At 48.0% G+C, this 22,401-nt stretch carries 17 protein-coding genes and 1 pseudogene; 8 read left to right on the forward strand and 10 right to left on the reverse strand.

Features of this window, described 5'->3' with window-relative positions:
• Positions 1 to 58: 58 nt before the first annotated feature.
• From malQ to L4D19_RS06390, 3 genes are all read left to right on the forward strand, one after another.
• Positions 59 to 2,236 (forward strand): 4-alpha-glucanotransferase, encoded by a 2,178-nt coding sequence (gene malQ, locus L4D19_RS06380; RefSeq protein ID WP_428451734.1) that lies wholly within the window; start codon positions 59 to 61, stop codon positions 2,234 to 2,236.
• 58 nt (positions 2,237 to 2,294) lie between these two features.
• Entirely contained in the window at positions 2,295 to 4,439 is a 2,145-nt protein-coding gene (gene glgB, locus L4D19_RS06385; protein WP_428451977.1) for a 1,4-alpha-glucan branching protein GlgB, read from the forward strand.
• Between the two features lie 260 nt (positions 4,440 to 4,699).
• Complete coding sequence (locus tag L4D19_RS06390; RefSeq protein WP_428451735.1) at positions 4,700 to 6,280, forward strand: methyl-accepting chemotaxis protein; 1,581 nt, start codon at positions 4,700 to 4,702, stop codon at positions 6,278 to 6,280.
• Positions 6,281 to 6,365: 85 nt separating this feature from the next.
• Here the strand turns inward: L4D19_RS06390 and L4D19_RS30435 are convergent, their stop codons facing one another.
• The 5 genes and pseudogenes from L4D19_RS30435 to L4D19_RS06410 form a co-directional block, all read right to left on the reverse strand.
• Positions 6,366 to 6,767 carry a methyl-accepting chemotaxis protein gene (locus L4D19_RS30435; RefSeq protein ID WP_489685912.1) on the reverse strand — a complete coding sequence of 134 codons (402 nt, stop codon included), beginning with the start codon at positions 6,765 to 6,767 and terminating at the stop codon, positions 6,366 to 6,368.
• 129 nt (positions 6,768 to 6,896) lie between these two features.
• Positions 6,897 to 7,664, reverse strand: a pseudogene (locus tag L4D19_RS30440) (PAS domain-containing protein); the annotation flags it as partial.
• Between the two features lie 410 nt (positions 7,665 to 8,074).
• Entirely contained in the window at positions 8,075 to 8,953 is an 879-nt protein-coding gene (locus L4D19_RS06400) for a lipase secretion chaperone (RefSeq protein WP_428451737.1), read from the reverse strand.
• Entirely contained in the window at positions 8,953 to 9,858 is a 906-nt protein-coding gene (locus tag L4D19_RS06405; RefSeq protein WP_428451978.1) for a lipase family alpha/beta hydrolase, read from the reverse strand. The genes L4D19_RS06400 and L4D19_RS06405 overlap by 1 nt, the downstream gene beginning before the upstream one ends.
• A 365-nt stretch (positions 9,859 to 10,223) precedes the next feature.
• The gene (locus L4D19_RS06410) at positions 10,224 to 11,870 is read right to left on the reverse strand and encodes a P-loop domain-containing protein (protein ID WP_428451738.1); all 1,647 of its coding nucleotides are present in this window, start codon (positions 11,868 to 11,870) and stop codon (positions 10,224 to 10,226) included.
• A 264-nt stretch (positions 11,871 to 12,134) separates the two neighbouring features.
• On the opposite strand from L4D19_RS06410, the gene L4D19_RS06415 reads away from it, so the two are divergent.
• Complete coding sequence (locus tag L4D19_RS06415) at positions 12,135 to 12,371, forward strand: hypothetical protein (RefSeq protein ID WP_428451979.1); 237 nt, start codon at positions 12,135 to 12,137, stop codon at positions 12,369 to 12,371.
• A gap of 91 nt (positions 12,372 to 12,462) precedes the next feature.
• Here the strand turns inward: L4D19_RS06415 and L4D19_RS06420 are convergent, their stop codons facing one another.
• The 3 genes from L4D19_RS06420 to L4D19_RS06430 are packed head-to-tail and all read right to left on the reverse strand — an operon-like array spanning position 12,463 to position 14,760.
• Positions 12,463 to 13,800 (reverse strand): ATP-binding protein, encoded by a 1,338-nt coding sequence (locus L4D19_RS06420; RefSeq protein WP_428451980.1) that lies wholly within the window; start codon positions 13,798 to 13,800, stop codon positions 12,463 to 12,465.
• Entirely contained in the window at positions 13,790 to 14,449 is a 660-nt protein-coding gene (locus L4D19_RS06425; protein ID WP_075761714.1) for a response regulator transcription factor, read from the reverse strand. The genes L4D19_RS06420 and L4D19_RS06425 overlap by 11 nt, the downstream gene beginning before the upstream one ends.
• Positions 14,446 to 14,760, reverse strand: a complete 315-nt coding sequence (locus L4D19_RS06430; RefSeq protein ID WP_240152936.1) for a PepSY domain-containing protein — start codon at positions 14,758 to 14,760, stop codon at positions 14,446 to 14,448. The genes L4D19_RS06425 and L4D19_RS06430 overlap by 4 nt, the downstream gene beginning before the upstream one ends.
• 267 nt (positions 14,761 to 15,027) lie before the next feature.
• Here L4D19_RS06430 and L4D19_RS06435 point away from each other — a divergent pair, with 267 nt between their 5' ends.
• On the forward strand, positions 15,028 to 16,920 hold the full coding sequence (locus L4D19_RS06435; RefSeq protein ID WP_428451739.1) for a methyl-accepting chemotaxis protein: 1,893 nt from the start codon (positions 15,028 to 15,030) through the stop codon (positions 16,918 to 16,920).
• Positions 16,921 to 17,021: 101 nt separating this feature from the next.
• Here the strand turns inward: L4D19_RS06435 and L4D19_RS06440 are convergent, their stop codons facing one another.
• Complete coding sequence (locus L4D19_RS06440; RefSeq protein WP_428451740.1) at positions 17,022 to 17,927, reverse strand: DNA ligase; 906 nt, start codon at positions 17,925 to 17,927, stop codon at positions 17,022 to 17,024.
• A 321-nt stretch (positions 17,928 to 18,248) separates the two neighbouring features.
• Here L4D19_RS06440 and L4D19_RS06445 point away from each other — a divergent pair, with 321 nt between their 5' ends.
• From L4D19_RS06445 to L4D19_RS06455, 3 genes are all read left to right on the forward strand, one after another.
• Positions 18,249 to 19,301, forward strand: coding sequence for a PTS sugar transporter subunit IIC (locus L4D19_RS06445; protein ID WP_160650938.1), 1,053 nt, complete (start codon positions 18,249 to 18,251; stop codon positions 19,299 to 19,301).
• Positions 19,302 to 19,549: 248 nt separating this feature from the next.
• Positions 19,550 to 20,215, forward strand: coding sequence for a chromosome segregation ATPase (locus L4D19_RS06450; protein ID WP_428451741.1), 666 nt, complete (start codon positions 19,550 to 19,552; stop codon positions 20,213 to 20,215).
• A gap of 69 nt (positions 20,216 to 20,284) precedes the next feature.
• On the forward strand, positions 20,285 to 20,599 hold the full coding sequence (locus L4D19_RS06455; RefSeq protein WP_428451742.1) for a cupin domain-containing protein: 315 nt from the start codon (positions 20,285 to 20,287) through the stop codon (positions 20,597 to 20,599).
• A gap of 85 nt (positions 20,600 to 20,684) precedes the next feature.
• Here L4D19_RS06455 and L4D19_RS06460 read toward each other — a convergent pair whose 3' ends face one another.
• Positions 20,685 to 22,181: an FAD-dependent oxidoreductase gene (locus L4D19_RS06460; protein ID WP_428451743.1), complete on the reverse strand. Its 1,497-nt coding sequence runs from the start codon at positions 22,179 to 22,181 to the stop codon at positions 20,685 to 20,687.
• Positions 22,182 to 22,401 lie beyond the last annotated feature (220 nt).

The following is a 22,401-nucleotide window of genomic DNA, read 5'->3' on the forward strand; positions in this document are numbered from 1 at the left end:
TTGATATCAGCAAAACCCTAACATCGAAGCGGCCGCAAGGCCGCTATCGGAGAGAACGATGAAAGACGATCAAGTATTAAAACAAGTTGCTGACATGGTAGGTATTGCAGATAGCTATGTCAGTGCTTGGGGAGATGAAGCAAACGTTGAGAGCGAGACGATCCGTCGCCTGCTCGCAGCGCTTGGTTACGATACACGAAGCGACGAAGCCTTGTTGGAATCAGCCAATAAAAAGCAGCGTCCGGATGTACTGGCACCGGTACAGGTAGTACGTAGCGGCGAGCCGATGCGTATTGCCATGCACCTTGGCCAAAGTGCACGGATCAGCGATTTTAGCTGGCGTCTGGAAACAGAGCAGGGCGAAGTAATGGAAGGCTGGTTACAGTCTCAGCTGATCAGTGACGAGCGTGCCGATGGCGGCCCATTGGTGTTCTCATTACCAGATGATCTGGAGTGGGGTTACCACAAGCTGGAAGTGTTCCGCAAGCGTCGTAAATCTCCGTTTGAAATGACTTTGATCGTTACTCCTCAGTCTTGTTACAAGCAGGATGCCCTGCAGGAAGACAAGAAGCTTTGGGGTACGAGCGTTCAGCTGTATTCAATTCGCACTAATCACAACTGGGGGATTGGTGACTTCGGCGATCTGAAACAACTGGTTGCCGATGTTGCTGCCCGCGGTGGTGATTTTGTGGGGCTTAACCCCATTCATTCCTTATTCCCGGCCAACCCGGAAGGCGCGAGCCCATATAGCCCGTCTTCTCGCCGTTGGYTGAACCTGATGTATATTGATGTGAGCTCAGTCTCTGAGTTTGCTCAGTGTGACGAAGCCCAGCAGCTGGTAGGYAGCCCTGAGTTCCAGCAGCGCCTGGTCGAGGCCCGCAATGCCAACTGGGTGAACTACAGYGAAGTMTCCTGCCTGAAAATGGCCGTGCTTCCTTTGCTGTTCGATACGTTCCGTGAGCGTCAYCTGGATAAAAAGACGGCRCGTGCAGAGAAATTCCTGACGTTTGTTGAGCAGGGCGGTGAAAGCCTGCTTCACCAGGCAGCCTTCGATGCGCTTCATGCCGAGCTGAAGAAAGAAGATGACTCTGTATGGGGCTGGCCGGTATTCCCTGAAGAGTACCGTCATTTTGATAACCCTGCCGTGCAGACATTTATCAAGAAGAACTATGCCAAAGTACAACTCTTCATGTACTTGCAGTGGATTGCCGATACCCAGCTGGCCGAAGTTAACGAGCTGGCAGAAGAAAAGGGTATGGTCATGGGGCTTTACCGCGACCTGGCTGTGGGTGTGTGTGACTCTGGCTCTGAAACCTGGGCTGATCACGGTGCGCTGTGTCAGGACGTCAGCGTAGGTGCGCCGCCAGATATTCTTGGTCCTCTGGGTCAGAATTGGGGACTGCCGCCGCTAAACCCGGAAGTGCTGAAAGAAAGAGCCTATGACCCTTATGTTCAGCTGATCCGTGCCAATATGCGTAGCTGTGGTGCACTTCGCATTGACCATGTTCTGGGCTTGTTGCGTCTGTGGTGGATCCCGAAAGGTGAGGGTGCCAAAGATGGTGCTTACATGTACTACCCGGTAGAAGACATGATGGCAATCCTTGCGCTGGAAAGTCACCGTCACCAGTGTACGGTGATCGGTGAAGACCTGGGTACCGTGCCTGACGAGATTGTCGAGAAACTATCGACAGCCGGCATTCATTCTTACAAGGTATTCTTCTTCGAAACAGCAGAAGACGGCGGCTTCTACTCACCGTCGCATTATCCGCAGCAATCCATGGCGGCACTGTGTACCCATGATATGCCGACATTACGTGGCTTCTGGCACTGTGATGACCTTAAGATGGGTGAAGAGCTGGGCTTGTATCCTGACAAGGAACAGCTAGCCGGCCTGTTTGACAGCCGTGCGGAGAGCAAGCAAAAAATTCTTGATAGTTTAGCCTGGCATGGTTATCTTCCAGAAGGTGTTGGGCAAGATGCTGCATATGTCCCAATGGACCGATACCTAAGCGAAGGCATGCAATTGCACCTGGCTGCAAGTTCAAGTGCACTGTTGAGCCTTCAGCTGGAAGACTGGTTAGAAATGGACCAGCCAGTCAATATTCCGGGAACCGTCGATGAGTATCCAAACTGGCGCCGTAAGCTTTCAACAACGTTGGATGATATCTTTACTCGCCAGAATATTATTGACTTAACTCGACGTTTAACCGAAACACGAGAGAAAGCTTCACAATAATCTAATCAGGAGTAATGCGTTGGACACACTGACAGTGACCCGCAGTGATAAGGAATACATGCAGCTCGAAAGAGCTGCATTCTCAGACCCATTTTCTTTTTTAGGCCCACAATATCAGCCTCAAGGGATTGCACTGCGCGTGTGGATGCCTGGGGCTGAAAGTGTTGATGCAGTAACGGAAAAAGGTGAGCGATTCACTTTAGTTCGAGATGCAGATAGTGGCTTCATTCTGAAAGGTGATACAGACCTTACCACTGAACTTTACCAGCTAGAAATCCGCTGGTCGGAAGGCGACCAAATCGTCTACGACCCTTATCAATTCCACAACCTGCTGCCTTCGGGCGAAGCCTTGACTACTCCTTCTCTTATGCACAGCGAGATGGGGGCACAGTTAATTACTCTGACGAAAGGCAGCAAGCCGGTCTCAGGTGTTCGCTTTTTGATTTTCGCTCCGAATGCATCGGCAGTAAGTGTTGTTGGCCAGTTCAATGCGTGGGACGGTCGTCGTCACCCGCTGCAAAAACTGGATAATGGCCTGTGGGGACTATTTGTTCCTGGCCTTACAGAAGATGAGCTGTATAAGTTCGAGCTAAAAGACAGCAAAGGTAACGGACTCCCGCATAAGGCCGATCCATGGGGCTATTACTCAGAGCAGTATCCGTCATTTGCCTCGAAAGTATACGATCAGTCACGATACCAGTGGAATGACAGTAAGTGGCAGTCTCGTCCGGTGACAGCCAAGCATCAGCAGGCACTTTCTTTCTATGAACTTCATGCAGGTTCATGGCGCACCAAGGAAAATGGTGATTTTCTTACGTACCGCGAGCTTGCCGATGAGTTGATCCCGTACTTGCAAGACATGGGCTATACCCATGTTGAGCTGATGCCAATTTCCGAGCACCCTTTCTACGGTTCGTGGGGCTACCAGCCAATTGGTCTGTTTTCGCCTAGCAGTCGATATGGCTCGCCAGATGACTTCAAGTACTTTGTCGATCAGTGCCACCAGGCTGGTATCGGTGTTGTACTTGATTGGGTACCGGCCCATTTCCCGTCAGATGACCATGGTTTGGCTAACTTTGACGGTACGGCCCTGTTTAATGATCCAGACCCGCGTCGTGGCTGGCATCAGGACTGGCAGAGCTATATTTATGACTACGGCCGTGACCATGTACGTCGCTTCCTGGTCTCGAATGCGCTGTTCTGGTTTGAGCACTATCATATTGATGGTCTGCGTGTTGATGCAGTTGCGTCAATGCTCTATCTTGACTACTCCCGTGAGCATGATCAGTGGATCCCTAACCACGAAGGCGGCAACGTCAACTTTGATGCAGTTAGTTTGTTACGTTGGATGAATGAGGAAGTCTACCGTCATTATCCGAATGCGATGACTATTGCTGAAGAATCCACAGCGTATCCGGGGGTGTCAAAACCGACGGATATGGGCGGTCTTGGGTTTGGGTTTAAGTGGAATATGGGATGGATGCATGACAGCCTTTCTTATATTAAGGAAGAACCTGTTCATCGCCGGTATCACCATGACACGATTACCTTCCCGATGGTTTACGCCTTCAGTGAGAACTATGTGCTGTCGCTGTCTCATGACGAAGTGGTGTATGGCAAAGGCTCCTTGCTGAACAAAATGCCGGGTGACGAGTGGCAGCAAACGGCCAACTTGCGTGCATTTATGGGATATATGTACGGTCAGCCGGGCAAGAAGCTGAATTTCATGGGGGCTGAAATTGCGCAAAGTGCGGAGTGGGCTCATGAAGGCCAGCTGGAATGGCATTGGCTGCAATACCCAAGACATAGCGGTGTTCAGGCGTTGGTTCGTGATTTGAACAAGCTGTACACCAGTACACCGGCCTTATTTGAGCAGGATTGCTCACCACAAGGGTTTGAATGGCGTGTCCAGGATGACGCCGACCAGAGTATATTAGCTCACGAGCGAATTGCGCTGAACGGTGACAAGGTACTGGTCGTCACGAACTTTACGCCGGTACCACGCCAGGGTTATACCTTTGGGGTTCCAGAGGCAGGTGAGTACACGCTAGTCCTGAATACGGATGATGAGAAATACTGGGGAAGTCAGGCAGCTGTTACACAGGTTGCTAAGACTACCAAAGAAGCGAGCCATGGTTTGGCCAATTCTATAAAGCTAGATCTTCCTCCGTTGTCGACAGTGTTCCTTACTTTTTCTAAGTAGTAATAACTCTGCAAGTTAACTCAAGCCCGTGACTTAGATCACGGGCTTTTTGTTACCTATATCAAATTTCTTTAGCACGCGGTGCAACATATACACAAACTCTTGTAACTGCGTTCTTTTTTTGACAATTTTGCGTCAAATTAACATACATCAAGTTGTTAGAATGGAATAAGTGTCACAATCGCATGGCAAGGTTGTTTCATGGCAAAAGCGATATTGCCTTGTAGTAAGAAGAACGCTAATAAAAAATAGAGATAATAATGACAAGAACTGTAGACCAAGCCTCAACAAATGTTGGCGGTAAGGCTGTTGATTACTCTGCTGAATTAGATTTGATATCAACAACCGATCCGCAAAGCCATATCACTTATGCAAACCAGAGTTTTTGCGATGTCGCCGGTTATCGCGAAGACGAGCTAGTGGGAAATCCTCATAACTTAGTGCGGCATGGCGATATGCCCAAAAAAGCCTTCGCACAGCTTTGGCAGTATGTCCAAGCTGGCAAAAGCTGGATGGGTATTGTGAAGAATCGCTGTAAGAACGGAGACTATTACTGGGTCTCTGCTTTTGTAACGCCTATTACCGACGAAAATGGCCAGGTTATTGAGTACCAGTCTGTTAGAAGCCGTCCGACAGAAGAAGAAGTCCAGCGAGCTACTGAGGCATACAAGGAGCTTGATAACGGTTCGGAAGGAACGAAGAAGTTTAGATTTCGTCAGGGAGTTTTGCTTAATAGCCTCATATCCCTGGCGATTTTGCTTTCTCTGGTGCAAATGTTCGTTGATGTCCCTTTTGCACTCACCGCGTTATTACCTGTTCTGCTGCTGGTAGGGTWGAGTATTAACATCTTGTCTCAGTCACGCTTGAAAGTGGTGCAGGAACTGGCCAAGAAAGCCTATGACAACCCGGTGATGGAGCCTATCTATACCGGGAAGAAAGATGACTACTCGGTTATTGAGCTGGCGTTAAGAATGCGTCGCTCTGAGCTGAGGGCGATTGTGGGCAGGGCAAGCGAGACATCCGGCGATATTTTGATCTCAGCCGAAGATGAATTTGCCAATAGCCAGCAGATTAAGACTAATCTGGCACAGCAAGCCGAAGCGACTGAACAGGTAAGTGTGGCGATGGGTCAAATGTCATCGACAGTGAGAGAAGTTGCAGAGAGTGCGGCTCAGTCATCGACATTAACCTTCCAGGCCCAGGAAATGGCCGGTAGCGGTCAGACAAGTGTTGAAACGACAATTGAATCGGTACTGTCACTGCACAGTGAGCTAGATAATTCAAAGCAGGTTATTAATGCACTGTCTGAAAGTAGCCGTCAGATTGAAGGTATTTTGGACGTGATTGGGTCTATTGCCGATCAAACCAACCTGTTGGCGCTTAATGCGGCGATTGAAGCTGCCCGTGCCGGCGAGCAAGGGCGAGGGTTTGCAGTGGTTGCCGATGAAGTTCGCTCCCTGGCGCAAAAGACCCAATCTTCAACCGGTGAGATCCACGAAATGATCAATCGCTTGCAAGCGACTGCGAAACAGGCGGTAGAGGCTGTCGAGCGCGGCGGTGAGTTGTCCGAACACTGTCGTCAGCAGGCAATCGAGACAGGCGAGCGGCTTGGTGAAATTAATGAAATGCTGAATAAGGTGACAGACAGCAGCCATCAGATTGCTTCGGCTGTAGAAGAGCAGGCCGGTGTGAGTGACGAAATTGCCCGAAATATCGAGCAAATTAGTGAGCTGACAGCGTCGACATCTGAAACCAGTGACAAGTCAGTAGAAAGCACCCGGATGCTGGTAGAGCGTCTTGAGGCACTACAGCGCTTGATGGTTCAGTTTAAACGAGCTTAACTGACAGCGTTATACATCAGCTCCAGGATGGAAAAAGGCAGCTAATTTAGCTGCCTTTTTTATAAGTTGTGTTCAGTGTGTCTATTTAGACTTCTGATAAGTCCATAACAGTTTTAGAGACATTTTCGGCGCCGGCATAAATCTCATCCATTACCGTCGATACCTCGGTGATCTTGTTCATTCCGTCGTTGGCGATGGAGGCGACCTCGTCCATGGCAACAGTGACACTGTCAGTGAGGTTCTTGTTGTCCAATACCACACTGGCGATTTCACTGGTTGATTGGCTGGTACGGGAAGCCAACTGTCTGACTTCATCGGCAACCACGGCAAACCCTCGTCCCTGCTCACCGGCACGGGCAGCTTCAATCGCGGCGTTAAGCGCTAGGAGGTTAGTTTGGTCGGCAATCTCTTTAATAGTAGAAACAATGGCTTCTATACTTTGTGACTTGGTATTTAACTGCTGGATTTTGCCGGAGGCCTCTTTCACTTTTTCAGATATACCTACTGAAACTTCAACTGAGTCACTAAGAAGATCAGATCCTTGCTTGGCAATCTGGGCCGTTTCAACTGAAGTGCTATAGGCAATATCAGAAGCCTGAGAGACGGCCTCACTTTTTTCGACTTGTTTGGTAATATTAGAAGCAAATTTAATTACTTTGACAACTTTCCCTGAAGTATCAAATATAGGGTTATAAGTCGCCTCTAACCAAACAGCTTCACCATGACTATTTCTTCTTAAAAAACGGCCAGATTTAAATTGACCGCTTTCTAAATCCTGCCAGAAAGATGGATTTTCGGAATAAAAACTCTCGTCGCAGAATATTCTATGGTGCTTACCTGCAATTTGACTGATTGGATAACCAACGGTTGATAAGAAGTTGTCATTCGCAGTGAGGATATTACCCTTAGGATCAAATTCAATCGTTGCTAATGAACGGTTTAATGCTGTTAGGACACTTTCCTTGTTTAAGCTCTCAATAGTGCTGGCTGTGACATCGGAAGCAATTTTCATTATCTTGATGACTTGACCATTTGCTTTTATAGGAAAATAAGTTGCTTCAAGCCAAAGCGTTTCTCCTGCTTTATTTCTTCTCTCGAAGGTGCCTTTTTGTGCCTGGCCCTGACGAAGTTGCTTCCAAAAGTTTTCATATTCAGAGGAGTTCGCATATGACTGAAGACACATTACTGAATGATGCCTGCCAATAACTTCATCATGTTTATATCCAGTGACATCTAAAAAGATTTGGTTGGCGGTCAGAATATTACCCTGTGTATCAAACTCAATGGTAGCGAGACTTTCGTTAATTGATTCAATGATAGCTTCAAGGTTCGAGACAACCTCTTGTTTGCTGCTAAGCTCTGCTTTTAACTTCCGATTAAACATTCGATCCCGACCCTATATAGCTGAGTTATTAATTCTATTAATTAGAGAATTTTGTCTAAAAAATGACACAATCAAGTCTGTATTTTATTAATATGTACATTGTCAGTAGCGAGTGTATGCTAGCTAATATTTACTAATATTTCATCATAATTTTATACAATTTATCATTTGTTTTATTCAAATCACTTATAAAACAGAAAGATATGTATCCCCTTGTGATAGTGTGTTCTATGATGAGTAATATTAAGAATTCTCAAGGTAAATATAATTGAATGGAATTGTTATTTTTTTTGGTGGGTTTGGTGAAAATATACCGAGTCACTAATGGACTCGGTGCATATAACTCAAAATGCTAAGTGGGAGGTATATTATTAATCGGAATGTTAGTTAGATTACTGTCAATATATACATTAAATCGATTTTTTATTGGAGAGCTTTTGCTGGTCAGCGATACCTTCTAAAGCTTGTACTCGACGAACTTGCTTTTCAGTGAATATCTTTTTTCTTAAGAGATCAACTTCACTTTGCTGCTCCTCAATAGTCAGTAGAGAGTTGGCGAGAATCTCATCTCGTTGTTGTAGGTATGAATTCACTGTTTCCTCGAACTCGGCGCGGTCTATAGCCAGTTTTTCCAGCCTATTGGCAGCTTCGGTTCCAACAAGTTCCTGATTGGCTAGATAACGTTCCTGGTCCGTCATTTCCTTTGTTCGTTGTAGCTGGCCTAGAAGGTTGGCATTGCGGTAGCTGAGCTGCAGATCCGGAGAAAGCTGATCGACTTCTTGTTCCCAGATGATAGCTGTCTCTTCAGCATTTTGGGTATGCTGCTGTATTTCAAGCTGCTTTAATGCTAATTCTCTTAGCTGGTTTTCTTCCGCAAATAATAGTTGTTGTTCCTGAGGGGTAAAAAACTGAAGTTGTATGCTCTTGATTTGGTCAATGAGTTGCTGAAGTGCATCTATATCTAGCTTATCGACAGTATTCGAATCAATGTGCTCTAAGGCGGCTCTATAGTTGATGAACCGCTGAAAGAGGTCTTCGTCCAACTGGTAGGCGCTCGCTTGTTCTTCGTTATAATTTTCAAAATTGTCTTTGAGGGTGTTCAGGTTTATCTCGCCAAGTCCTGACAGGAAGTACTCGAAGGTATCGCGAGAGGAATCTGTATCCACCTTGGTATCGAGTTGTGAGGCGGCTTGTATCATAGGTTCATCGGAGGTTGAAATACGGCTGTAATAGACCGCACTGGCAGTCACAATAATACAAATAAACGCGAGTACGGTCTTTTTCATCATTACAGTCCTTGCAGTTGCAGTCTGTTGGCGTGCTGTCGATACAGCGTGGTAGGGGCGGTTTCAAAGAGGTGAGTGATACCTAGCAAACCGTTAATCTCATCCAGGTGGTTCATCTTATAGTCATTTCTTATGACCTTACCAAGATGCGTGCTGCATTGACCGACGAGGCCATCGTTGGGATCGTCAAATGCAAGGCCTAGGATGACAATTGCCGCATCTGTTGGATCCAGAGCATTGGTGAAGTTTCTGGTGCCTGTCCACGAGTAGTAATACACGCCGTTGTCGGCGATATAGTCACCTTCACCACAATCTGATGTCGGTACACCTTCAGGGTACTTTTGATTAAATTTCAGCGACCCTTCAGTTGTCAAAGCGGCCAATGAGGCCAATGGATCTTGTGGAAGATCACTTCCTCCGGATAACAGGTTAATAAGTGTGACCAAACCTTCGGCCAGTTTAACGGCAACACCTTCTGGCAAAGAGCCTTCAGGGACAGTTCCCCGAACGATGTCGGCGACGCGTGAGCCTTTATTCACCCCACCGATACTGGTTACGGATGCAACAAGCTCTGGTGCGACAGAGGCGACATAGCGCGCAGTAGGTCCGCCGTGGCTATGGCCAATCAAGTTGACCTTCTCGGCACCGGTGACGGCAAGGACGTCCTGGACCTGAGCAAGCAACTGTTCGCCACGAAGCTCTGTGCTGTTGGTTGCGGAAATTTGTGCGACATACACATTCGCACCGCTTTTGCCCAGTGCCTGCGGAATACCGTAGAAGTAATCAATGCCTGCCAGCGTGTCAAAACCAAATAGTCCATGCACCAATACGATTGGATATTTAGTTTCGGTATAACCTTTTTGGCTGACGCCTGCGGGTGTGGTGCTGGCTTGACTGGTAAACGCAATAAAACAAAATAATAGTAGGGTAGTGAGACGTTTCAATTTTACTCTCCTTGTTAGACCTCCGATGAGCAAAATAATCCTAGTATGCGAAAACGCGCTTGGCTGAGTTTATGTTCGTATTGTGATCAGGAATAGAAAATTATTCAAAAAACCAACACGTAAGGAATAAAAAGATGCATGTTTCGAGCATTAACCCCGTGTGTTTTTTCGTGACTGGAGTCTTTTGGGTGGCTAATGGCGTATATCGAAAGTGAGAGTGAGAGTGAGTGGTGAGAGTGGGCGATGAGAGGGGCAAGGCATCTAAATAAGCAAAACAAAGGCGGCATAAATAATGCCGCCTAAAGAAAGGTATACTTTATTGTGCTGGTTTATTTGAAATCAGCTGCGCGCATACGGTTAAGCACTGCCATGACTTCAACGACACGAGGCTTGGCCAGATCGCCGTAGTTAGGCATCATTTTGAACCAATCATCATGGAGCATTTGCTGGAATGCTTTGCTTGGGTTCTTTTCCCAACCTTTGCCTTGTGCCAGCTGGAACCAAAGCCATCCGACTGCATGAAGTTGGCTCGGATCAGCGACTTGCTCCAGAGCTTGCAGATCAATGAATTCACGCCCAAAGCGTAGCGACGTTTTGTCTTTTACCTGAATTCTGAACTTACCGTCTTCAAGCATTGTTTGCAGTGCAGAGCGGTTGATTTTCCGTGTACGAGGACGGCGGATTTCTTCAGAGCCTTCAAGCTGGCGACGAGTCGGGTGAGACTTCACGACTTCACGAGCTTTGGCCGTAACATCAACAGCTTCGTAGTTATGCATTTGGATAACGGTATCAGCCACGTCCAAGTAGTCTCCCGAACCTCCCATAACCAACAGAACAGAGATATTCAGCTGGTCGCGAAGAAGCGAGATACGGTCAACCAGCGGAGTGATTGGCTCGTCGCTTTTGGCGATAAGGGACTGCATTCGCTCGTCGCGGATCATGAAGTTTGATGCCGAGGTATCTTCATCAATCAGCAGCGACTGGGCACCGGCTTCCAGTGATTCCTGTAGCCAAGAGGCCTGCGAGGTGGAGCCCGATGCGTTTTGGGTACTGAATGAGCTAGTGTCTTTGCCCATTGGCAGGTTGCTGATGTATGGAGTCAGATCAACCTTGTGGACACAACGGCCGTCTTCGGCGCGAATTTTCGAAGCGGTATCGTCAGTGACAACATAGTCACGACCATCACCCGGAATGTGGTCATAGACTGAGTTTTCGATAGCATTTAGCAGTGTCGACTTACCATGGAAACCGCCGCCGACAATCATAGTAATACCCAGCGGAACCCCCATACCGCGAAGCGTGCCTTTATGCGGCGCTTCAAGGGTGACAGCGAGGCTCTCCGGGCTGACAAACGGGACGGCATCAGGCATCGGTAAGTCACTGTTACCCGCAAGGCGGGGCAGGATACTTTCGTCAGCAACAAAAGACATCAGACCTTTTTCTTTCAGCTGGCGGCGAAGAGCAACCTGATCTTCGACAGTCTCACAATGGCGCTTCATCTCATCAAGTGGCAACTCGCGGGCGATGGTTGCACGTCGAATAACCTTTGGCATGGTGTAGGTCAGAAGATTCGTTGTCTTCTTTGCAATGATGGTTCGGCCATCCGCTGGTAGGTTAATGCGAAAGCGAAGCTCAATCGCTTCTTCATCAAAGACAACAGCTGTGCGATCCAGAATAGCCTGGCCCGGACGATCAATCTGAATTTCATTGATTTGCTGAGCTAAATCAGCAAACTGGCGAGCAATGAAATCACGTGCTGCACGTTGGTAGTCAGCCGACTGGTCTTTTAGCCATTCAAGATCAGTTAACGACCACTTCCTGCGGGCACGGACACGCGAGGCTGGCGCAAAGGGATCAGCCTGTGTTGTATCGATAAAAAAGTCGAAGTCAACGAATTGATATTCTCCACGCAGGCTTGAGTAGCTGCGGTAATTGTGACGGTCAATTTTATGTAATTTGGCTTCGAGTAATTGCATATCGCCTCGATATCGTACGTTGATAATTCCGGGGGCTGGATTTTACACGAAAGGCATACCAATCGGTACACTTATCTGGTGTTTTCAGTCAGCTATGGTTTGCGGACAAACAGTTCACGACTTCTTGGTTGTGCTTTTGCGGTAAAACTGTGACTAAGTTTGGCCGAAACTCTGCAGGGCTTCCACTTTGGTCTAATTGTGCAATTTCATTGTTACGCTAAGTTTGTATCAGGATGGATGACAGCAAGCGAAGGAGAAGTCATGCTGGAGACCACAATGGGTATTGCCGAAATGGTGCTGATCATTTCCGGGTTGTTGTTCATAACCAAGAGCGTTATGCAATATGGCAAGCGAACAAGTGATTGGGGCGGTGTTGTCAAAATGTTTTACAAGCGTGTTGGCATGGATACCGCTGAGTACAAGTGGTATCGCCTGGGGGTGAGCTGCTTTGTTATCGGTGTAGTTGTGAGGATCGTTAACTTGACCTTCTGGCCTGTGTAGAGTCCTGACCGTATATACACAGGGTGATAAGATAAGAGATACAAAAATGCAGCCTCAAGGCTGCATTTTGCGTAAGGGGCAAATCTAGCACTCACTTTCTCGGTAGCGGTAATAGCAGTTCTGCTTTTAGCCCGCCTAGAGAGCTACTGTTCAGGGTCAGACTTCCCCGGTAGCTATGCGCAAGTTCACTTACGATATTAAGCCCCAAGCCGGTGCCCGGTGTGGTTTCGTCAAGTCGAACACCGCGCTTTAGTACCGATTCATATTCACTGGCATCGATACCGGGACCATCATCTTCGATGATGATGGTTACCTGATGAGCGTCACTGTCGGTTTGGTGAACGCGGATCAGGCTGTTTGACCACTTATAGCTGTTCTCAATGAGGTTGCCGATAATCTCGTCCAGATCTCGCTTTTCAACTGCTACATTCAGTTCACTGTCCAGTTCGTTGACCAGTACGACGTTGCGGTGAGCATAGACTTTATCCATTGCCATAGATATCGCATCGACACGGGTGGACGGCGCCGTCTTCGCCGCCAGAATGTTAGCCGCACCGGCCATTCGTGCCCGTCCCAGGTGATAATCGATATGTTGTTGTAGCTGCTGAAGTGGTGGTGACAACTTCTGCTTTGCCTCTTCATCGAGTAGGGCAACTTCATTGTTTAGAACGGCAATTGGCGTCTTCAAGGCATGCGATAGGTTACCGGCATGGTTTCTGGCTCGCTCTAACAGTTCCTGATAGTGGAAAAGTAGTGCGTTGAGATCATCGATAACAGGCCTGACTTCGAGAGGATAGAAGCCGGTAAGTTCAGTGGAGTTACCTTCGCGAACATTTTTCAGGTTTTGCTGGAGCTTTTTCAATGGCCAGAGCGACCAGCTCACCTGAAGCCAGGTAAGGACCAGGATACCAACCGCCATCGTTAGCAAGATCAGCCATAAACCATGGGTGAGCTTTTTCAGGGTAGCCATCAGCTTGTCTTGGTTGGCAGCAATCGCAAGTTCTACCGGCTCATCAATTTCAGGCAGCAGGAATTTTCGTTTTACCACCAGCAATGACTGTTCATCAGGGCCGATATAGCCATCGTCGTCGTTGCCGGTAATTTTCGCATCCCATAATGACCGGGAGCGGATTTGGGTGTCATTTACCGTCAACGCCCAGTAAAGGCCACTGTAGGGCGATTGAAACCTTGGGTTAGACAGTTTGCTTGGCAGGTATAACTTACCGGTTGCGTCCACATCGGCAAGTGCTGTTAGCTCATCGAGATAGAGGTATAGCTGCTGCTTTTCCTGATCGATAAGATAGCTTTTGATGAAGCTGGGCACCAAATAGCCTGCAGAGAGCGTGATGGCCAGTAGCCATACCGTCGCGGCGAGGAGCAGGCGACTGCGTAGGCTAGGCAGATGTTTGCTACGCGTGTTAATCGGCATTGATGCGGTATCCAAGCCCTCGAACTGTTTTGATGACATCGCCACCAATCTTGCGGCGGATACGCCCGATAAAGACTTCAATGGTATTGGAATCCCGGTCGAAGTCCTGCTTGTAGATATGCTCGACCAGCTCAGAGCGAGAAATCACCTTGTCGGCGTTATGCATCATGTAAGACAGGACTTTAAATTCGAGTGCTGTCAAATCAATGGCTTCACCATTGTAGAGCACTTTTGAGCTGCGTGTATCCAGGCTTAGGCCACTGACTTGAATTACCGGAGATGCATTACCGGTAGAGCGACGAAGCTGGGCGCGCAGGCGGGCCACGAGTTCAACCATCTGAAAGGGCTTAGTCAGGTAGTCATCAGCACCAGCATTCAACCCCTCGACGCGTTGGGTCAACTCATTACGGGCGCTGAGAATGACGACTGGACTGCTGACATTCTCATCTCGGATCCCTTTTAACACCGTGAGGCCGTCAAGTTTCGGTAATCCTAAATCGAGGACGATGGCATCCCATGGTTCTGAGGTTGCTCGGTAGAGGGCATCTATACCGTCGGTAGACAGTTCGGCGACCCAGCCACTTTGCTCCAAACCATCGACGATTTGTTCGCCTAGTGTGATTTCATCTTCAACGACAAGTATTTTCATTCGGATACCTTGATGACATTTTCCAGATTACGGCCTTTGATTTCGATAATAGAAAGCGTTTTTGCCTCGTATTCAACTCTGACAATATTGTTGTTGGGGTCGATGAGCTTGAGTTCATATACCCAGATATCATCATCTTCCTCCAATTCAACCTTTATTATCCGGCCGTGGAGTTGTTTACTGACAGTCGCCTTCAGAGCAGAGAATGGCTGGATGAGCCCCTGCTGGACGGCTTGCATAACATCGTCATGATCTTCGTCGATCTCTAGCGTCGGTGCCGCGTTAGCCACTGGCGCTAAAAGGAAAACCATGCAAAGTGCTGTGAGTAATCGCTTATTGATCTTCATGTATAGATTGTAACTGAACTTAGGTGAACCGAGAATGAATATGTAAAGCCTTCAGTGATATAGAGACCAAATTATCTGATTTGAAGGTTAGTCTGATATCAGTATCACGAAATACCCGTGCAAAAAACCACCGTTGAGTGATTGTGTGCGCATAGTTTAACAGATGCTGGTGGCATAATTATTTAGAAGCATTATATTCCTCTGAGTATTATAACTAGATCCAGGAATCATATGCGCTTAACTCTTAAACTGAAGCTTGTATTATCAAGCGTACTACTCATTATACTGACTCTCCTAATACTAGGAGGTGTTTCCTACCAAGCACTTGAAGAGCAGGCATGGACCGCTATTGAAAGCGAGAGCCAGAACACCGCGAAGGCCTATAGTCAGGGCATTGGTGACTGGTTCCATGACCGCCAAAACGCTGTTACCGCAACAGTCGATGCTATTGAGCGCGATTCACAGCTGGATATTGTCGGTCACCTTAAGCAAACTCTGACATCGGGTGGTTTTGGCCTAAGCTACTATGGCACCAAGGAAGGGGTGATGCACCGCCATGATCCGTCGTTGAATAAAGCTGGTTATGATCCTCGCGTACGGGGCTGGTATAAGGAAGCCTCTGCAGCGGGTAAGCAAATCACGACCAAACCTTATATAAGTCATACTATGCAGACTTTGGTGGTGACACTGGCAGAGCCGGTATATAACCAAGGGAAAATGCTTGGAGTAGTAGGCTCAAACCTGGCTTTGGGCCAGCTGATGAAGGATGTGCTCGATATTGCGGTCCCGGGTAAGGGCTTTGCCATGTTGCTTGATACTAAGAATAACCTGGTTGTTGCCCATCCAAATCAAGATATGGAACTTAAGCCAATCACGGAACTGGGGCAGGGCTTTAGCGAGCATAATTTGGCACAGGCCATGGCATCTCAGTCACTCTTTTTTACCACGATGGATGCCCGTGAAAAGGCAGTTGCTGTTAGCGCGATCCCTAACACGACGTGGGCAATAGCGCTGGTTATGGACAAGGCAACATTGGTATCGCCACTCAACAGTATGTTATTAAAGCTGGCTGTATGCGGTGTGCTAATCATGCTCTTCGTTTCTTTATTTACAACCTGGTTGGTATCTCATCTGTTTAAGGGGCTTAACAATGTCTCGGCCGCGCTGTCTGATATTGCCAACGGTGAGGGGGATCTGACTGTTCGTATCAATGTTCAGTCAGATGATGAAGTCGGCAAGCTGGCGGATAACTTCAACCAGTTTGTCGGTCGTTTGCATACCATGGCTGTCAATCTGCGTGATATTACATTGCAGCTTAACCATTCAGCGGCTGACTCGGCGGATGCGGCTGCCCAGAGAAGCCAGAATATTCGTCATCAGCAAGATGAGATCACTATGGTGGCGACTGCAGTGACTGAAATGGCCAGCGCGACGCAGGAAATCGCTGGTAATGCCGAGAATACCGCTAAAACAGCAGAGCAAGCGGTAGCACTGACGGAAGAAGGACATACGCAGGTTGGTCAGAGTCAGTCATCGATTGGTAACTTGGCAAAAGAGGTCAATAGTGCCGTGGGCATTATCGAAGATCTTAATGGTCACGCGCTAAAGATCAGTTCTATCCTTGCAACTATCCGTGATATTGCCGAACAAACCAATCTGCTGGCGTTGAATGCAGCGATTGAAGCGGCTCGGGCAGGTGAGCAGGGAAGAGGCTTTGCAGTGGTAGCGGATGAAGTCAGAGTGCTGTCTCAGCGGACTCATACCTCGACAGAAGAGATCCAGACGATGATTGAAACACTGCAGTCGACAACTAAGCAGGCGGTCACTGTGATGTCTGATAGTCATCAGCTAGCGGAAACCAGCGTGAAGGATGTGGACGATGCCGGTATCAGCATTAACAATATTGCGAATGAGATCAATGTGATCAGTGATATGGCGACGCAAATTGCGTCGGCGGCTGAAGAGCAGTCGAGCGTGACAGCTGAAATTAGCCGGAATACGGAAGGTGTTCAGGAGGTTGCGAACCAGATGGCAGGTGAGGCCCAGGAAGCGGCGCATCAGGCTGAAGGTTTGAAGGCACTTGCTAATCAGCTGGAACAAGAGGTTAAGCGTTACAAGCTCTAATGTTCTTATTGCAGTTTTTAGTTAGTTGAAATTAAGCCGCTTGAAAAAGCGGCTTTTTTGATGCCGGTACTGCCTACTTTGCAGGTGATGTTTTGCTTAAGCTAGATATCTGCGTTGGTTCTTACTCGGATGAATCGGGCGAAACGGGGTATGCCGTTGTCGGTATAGCCGTTGTAGCGGTAGTTGATGACTGAGCCGATAAGTGGTGGGTTTTCGCGCTCATCATTATTAAACCCGGTACCGATTTTGAATTTTACATTGTCAGCGGTGAGGACCCAAAGCGCTCCCATTTTACCGCTGAACTTACCGTTTCCATCCTCATAACCAATAACAACGGCTTCCGCATCCTGATAACGCTTCATCTTAAGTAAACGGTCAGATCGGCCGTGAGAATAAAGATTGTCTTTATGGTGCAGCATTATGCCTTCTCCGTTGCCGGCAGTGATCTCGTCAAGTTTAGTGTCGAGAGCGTTTCTGTCTGTATAGGTGTATTGCGGGACGGCCTGTAAGTGAGGGCGGTCGATGGTTGCAATCACTTCCGATAGTTGCTTCAGGCGGCGTTCAAACCGGTAGGGGCTGGAAGGGATATCAAAAACCATATAATGAATAGCCTGCCATTGCTTGTCGTTGGGTGAATGGTCCAACACCGTTGCAGCGACTTGCTGAAACAGTCCCCGCCCGGCCCAGAGCTCTCCGTCGAGCTGTATGTTGGATGGTAGCGACTCAATAAACCAGTCAGGTGCGGCTATCGCTTTGCCAGTACGGGTTACCAACTGTTCACCGTTCCAGAAGGCGCGAATTCCATCGAGTTTTTCGCTAGCGTAGTAGGCTGAAATTGTGTTCTGGCTCGATGAGAGTTCAGGCTGCAACTGCTCGTGGTAAGGCTGTGCCGTCATAATTTGCGGCGCCGTTTTGGCGTGTAGATGAAACGGGCTGAGAACCAGTGCAATGGCAGCAGCGAGCCGAGTGAAGCTTGATGGCATTTGTGCCGGAGAAGAAAGTGTCATCGTGCGCTCCAAATTGCGAGTAGGGTTGGTGTTTAACGGTATGTACAGGATGAGATCGAGTAAATGTTGCTGTACGGGGGAATCTCGAATATGTGTTGCGGGCTTGAATATATTGAAGAGATGACAAAGTGAGGGCATAGCGAGTGCGAGCTATGTCCGTTGGGAATAATATCAATATCTTGGCTATATGTTCTCTAAGATGCTGGTGGAGCGGCTATAACTTGGTTGAATATGGCTCGTATGGATGGAGTCATGTAAAATCAGCGACTTTGAGTTTTTTGGCTCACATCGACCCATTGCGATATACAGTGACGTATTACCATGCAGCTAGCACAACACAAATTTGGTGACTTCCTTCAACGGAAAAACATAGACTTTTCTGCTCGGACATATTTTGTTCATGCCATGAGCTATATGGCACTAGGATTATTTTCTTCTCTGCTGATCGGCTCTATTCTGAATACCCTTGGAATGAAGCTGGGGATCCCGCTTTTTTCTGAAACGTTATGGCCTATCGCTAAACAGATGACCGGTCCCGCAATCGGTGTGGCCATTGCCTATGCCTTGAAAGCGCCACCGCTAGTACTGTTTTCGGCAACAACAGCAGGTGCTGCCGGGGCAGCATTAGGCGGTCCTGTCGGGGCTTACATTGCATCAGTTGCCGCTACTGAATGCGGTAAGCTGGTCGCGAACGAAACAAAAATTGATATCTTGCTTACTCCGGCAGTGACTGTGGTGGTTGGTGTTATCGTCGGAACGTTAGTTGGTCCTCAGGTCGGTGCGTTAATGACAGCGCTGGGCGATCTCATTATGTATGCGACACAATTACAGCCTCTGCTAATGGGGATGATTGTTGCTGTACTTATGGGAATGGCGCTGACGCTACCTATCAGTAGTGCGGCAATTGCTATCATGCTTAGTTTGAATGGTTTGGCCGCCGGTGCGGCAACCGTCGGCTGTTGTGCACAGATGGTCGGCTTTGCCGTAATGAGCTTTCGCGAAAACCGTTGGGCAGGCGTCGTGGCTCAGGGCTTGGGGACATCAATGCTGCAAATGCCAAATATCGTCAAGAATCATAAAGTTTGGTACCCGCCAATACTGGCTTCTGCCATTCTTGGCCCAATTGCGACTTTGGTTTTTGCTATGGAAAACACGCCCTTGGGCGCAGGGATGGGGACGTCAGGCTTTGTTGGCCAGATCCAGTCATTTATCGCACTAGATGCTGCCGGTTGGAGCAGCGGTGAAATTTATACTGCCGTCCTTATGATGCATTTGATCCTTCCTGCGGTTATTACGCTGGTAATTGCCGAAGTGATGCGAAAGGCGGGGTGGATAAAGCCGGGGGATTTGACCCTCAACCTGACGTCTAAGTAGGCAGTGAATTAAGTTGATAAGGAGCATGATAAGTGCTCCTTTTTTACGCCTGTGCCAAATTAACCGGATTTCTTGTTGGGTTTTATCACATTTATGCCTGTTTTGATGTAAACATGACACAAAGAGATTATCTAGCTGATATTATTCATATATTAAGAGTATTCTGAACTTTGCAAGAGGTTAATGCCTTATCGGGCAATGACGGCTGCAGAGCGACAAAGGCGAATTGTTTAGCAGGTTAAAAAGATATGATGTCATCTTGGAAAGTATCATTAGTGGTTGGGTTTGTACTGGGAAGTATTCTGGCTTCGGCTGTATGGAACCGCAATCCCGGCCCCAGCCAAGAAGAGTATGAGCTGCTATTACAGAAAAATGCCGTATTGGCCGAAAAGCAGCAGGTGCTTCAGGAAAGCTTTGAAGAACTGGAAACCCAAAAGGCGCTAGAACTCGAGAAGGCCTTTGAGCAATTGACCAGCAAGCAGGCCGAGCTTGAGCAACAGAAGGCTGATTATGAGGAACAGTTGGCTCAACTGAAACAACAGCGGAAAAAGTTGGTCGTGACCAAGAAGAAGCTGGATACCAAAGTGGTTGAACTGGAGACGGCGACAGAAAAACAGCAAGTGGTGCTGAGCCATTCGAAAGAGCTTTATCAGCAGCAATTGTTGTTGCAAAAACAGGTAGCTAAAGCAGAAGCGGATGTGAAGAAAGCCAAACGAGTTGCCGAAGACTTTAAGAAACCGTGTGACGAGTTTAAGTCTGGCACAAGCTGGAACTGGGTTTCGCAGGCAGATTGCGACAAGTACGATGCCAAGATAAAGGCTGTTGCTGATGAAGAAGCGCAATTAACAGCACTGAAGACTGAGCTGGAAGCACTTAACCAAAAGATTGAAGTTAACCTACCTAAGAAACAGTAGGGCAATAGCAGTAAGTGTAATTTACAAGGCGGGGTGATACCTCGCCTTTTTATTATAGGGAGAGGAAGGATGAACCTTTTTGGCAACATTCCGGCTGAATTGCCAGAGGAGGTGTTTGAGGATATTGTCAACACACAGAGTGTTCGTATAGAGCGTATTATTTCCAAAGGTCATACGACGCCAACGGGTGAGTGGTACGACCAAGATGAGCATGAGTGGGTTGTGGTGCTAAAAGGCGAAGCACGAATAATGTTTGAAGATGGCTGCCGGGAAGTGCACCTGAAGGAAGGCGACCACCTGAATATTCTGGCCCACCAACGTCATCAGGTGTCGTGGACGAGACCTGACCAAGAGACCATATGGTTAGCGGTGTTCTATCGCTAGCAAGCAGCTCGCCATGAGGATAGCTAGGTTGAGCTGCTTTATTTATCGGCTTTTGATTTGTTGAACCGGACTGGGCTGTAAATGATCACACTTCAAATCGAACAAGGCCTGCCAAGGCCTGCGGATAACCTCTCTCTGACGCTAACGTCTCGGCCTTGGTAACGATTTCCTCTTGGCTTAGCCCTGATGTTACCGGGAATTGCTGCTCTAAGGGCAGGGTATCATCTTTCAGATCGGGCACCAGGCCTTCAATAACGAGCTGTTGAATCACGCCTTCAGCAGCCGACAAAGCAGATGATGCCTTGACGATTTCTGTCCTGGCATAGCGACGACCCGCAAAAGAGATATCAGCGGCTCTAAGAGAAAGGTCATCTCCCGGGATCTGCTGAGCACCAAATAAGGGTTTTCCACCGACAGTCGCCGTCTGGTAGGCGGGTACAAACTGCGCCATATGCGCAATCGCTCTGCCTGTTCGTGTGTCTATGTCTGAGTTAGTCCAGCCTTGCTTGAGTTTTCTAATGAAAGATGTCCCCAATGCTGGCTGGGCATCTTCTGCCGTGCTCCTGGCCAATCCTTGACGGAATAGCGTAATGTCTTCAGTCATGCCGTGAAGCTGAAAGAAACCGTCAGGGTAAGGGGTGAGCTGTGCCATGCCATCTGGTGTCCCACGTTCACCGTGGAAAATCACTTCCGGCCACACGCCTTGACATTCTGCCCAATGGGTCACGTAGGCCGCCTTGAACTCAACCATACGATGTCGGGGTATGTTCGCCCAATTGTCCAGCGTACCGGTTCGGTAGCCACAGGCATTGATTAAGTAATCGACATTAACGGAATGGGTGATGTGATCGTCTATTGTCGGATCAAACTGCTGATGGGTTACTGTCCAGGTGCCAGACTCATGGCTTTGTTGGATATCTATAACCGTAGAGCGAGTATTGATCTTGCACGACGCAAGTTGTTCGAGGGCTAAATTGGCCGTTGCCGCCAATCGAAATACGCTAAGTCCATATTCCTGTACGAGGATCAGCGGAAACTTGAATTTATCCAGATCGATATTCTTGGCAACGGGGATCATCCAGTCATCAAGCGAGCCCGGTTCGGCGGGGATAGATGCACGGGCTAGCTGTTCGAGTTCGTTACGGTAATAGAGTTTGTAATATTGGCCAGGATCACCGAGAACTTGATTGTGGCTATCTGCTTCGACGAATTGACGGTAGGCGTCCTGTAGCAGCTTCAATCGTGGAATAAGTGCCTCAGGATCGCCTTGGTCACGCTGGGGGACGGCAATTACGGTTGGGCGGATATTGGCTGTATGAGGAAAAACCCGAAGTGTATCAATCGACTCTTTGAGCAGGGTTAGGCATTGCTGGTCAGAAATTTCCCGATAAAGGTTTCCGCCTGCATGCAAATGGCAAATTGGCGGGCCGTTAACCAGGCTCTTGCCTTCCTCGAATAATTCAACCTGAATACCAAGCTCAGCCAAACGAAGGGCTATTGTCGATCCAGCGATACCGCCACCGATCACGCCAACTTTGACAGGTGGGTGGTTATCGGTGCGGTGGGAACTATGAACATTCATAATATGCTGATTAGGCCATTTAAGTCATATCGTGATAATGGTTAGCATTCTACGTTGCCTTGATCGTGTTTAAAACACTTACTCTGTGTGGATTAGGTAAATCATTACCTTCAGAACAATATTTACATTGTAAATATTATACTCACGGTGAAAGTAGCCATGAGTGATTAATGACGACTATATCAATTAAATTGTGACGGTGTCACATGCTTGGTGATAT

Source organism: Photobacterium kasasachensis, from assembly GCF_050336885.1.
In the GTDB taxonomy this organism is placed as follows: Bacteria; Pseudomonadota; Gammaproteobacteria; order Enterobacterales; family Vibrionaceae; genus Photobacterium; species Photobacterium kasasachensis.

Bases quoted from the DNA above. Each gene is read 5' to 3' on its own strand.
- glgB (WP_428451977.1), top strand. From the start codon at position 2,295: ATGCAGCTCGAAAGAGCTGCATTCTCAGACCCATTTTCTTTTTTAGGC.
- L4D19_RS06400 (WP_428451737.1), bottom strand. From the start codon at position 8,953: ATGATGAAAAAGACCGTACTCGCGTTTATTTGTATTATTGTGACTGCC.
- L4D19_RS06410 (WP_428451738.1), bottom strand. From the start codon at position 11,870: ATGCAATTACTCGAAGCCAAATTACATAAAATTGACCGTCACAATTAC.
- L4D19_RS06420 (WP_428451980.1), bottom strand. From the start codon at position 13,800: ATGCCGATTAACACGCGTAGCAAACATCTGCCTAGCCTACGCAGTCGC.
- L4D19_RS06425 (WP_075761714.1), bottom strand. From the start codon at position 14,449: ATGAAAATACTTGTCGTTGAAGATGAAATCACACTAGGCGAACAAATC.
- L4D19_RS06430 (WP_240152936.1), bottom strand. From the start codon at position 14,760: ATGGTTTTCCTTTTAGCGCCAGTGGCTAACGCGGCACCGACGCTAGAG.
- L4D19_RS06435 (WP_428451739.1), top strand. From the start codon at position 15,028: ATGCGCTTAACTCTTAAACTGAAGCTTGTATTATCAAGCGTACTACTC.
- L4D19_RS06440 (WP_428451740.1), bottom strand. From the start codon at position 17,927: ATGACACTTTCTTCTCCGGCACAAATGCCATCAAGCTTCACTCGGCTC.
- L4D19_RS06445 (WP_160650938.1), top strand. From the start codon at position 18,249: ATGCAGCTAGCACAACACAAATTTGGTGACTTCCTTCAACGGAAAAAC.
- L4D19_RS06450 (WP_428451741.1), top strand. From the start codon at position 19,550: ATGATGTCATCTTGGAAAGTATCATTAGTGGTTGGGTTTGTACTGGGA.
- L4D19_RS06455 (WP_428451742.1), top strand. From the start codon at position 20,285: ATGAACCTTTTTGGCAACATTCCGGCTGAATTGCCAGAGGAGGTGTTT.
- L4D19_RS06460 (WP_428451743.1), bottom strand. From the start codon at position 22,181: ATGAATGTTCATAGTTCCCACCGCACCGATAACCACCCACCTGTCAAA.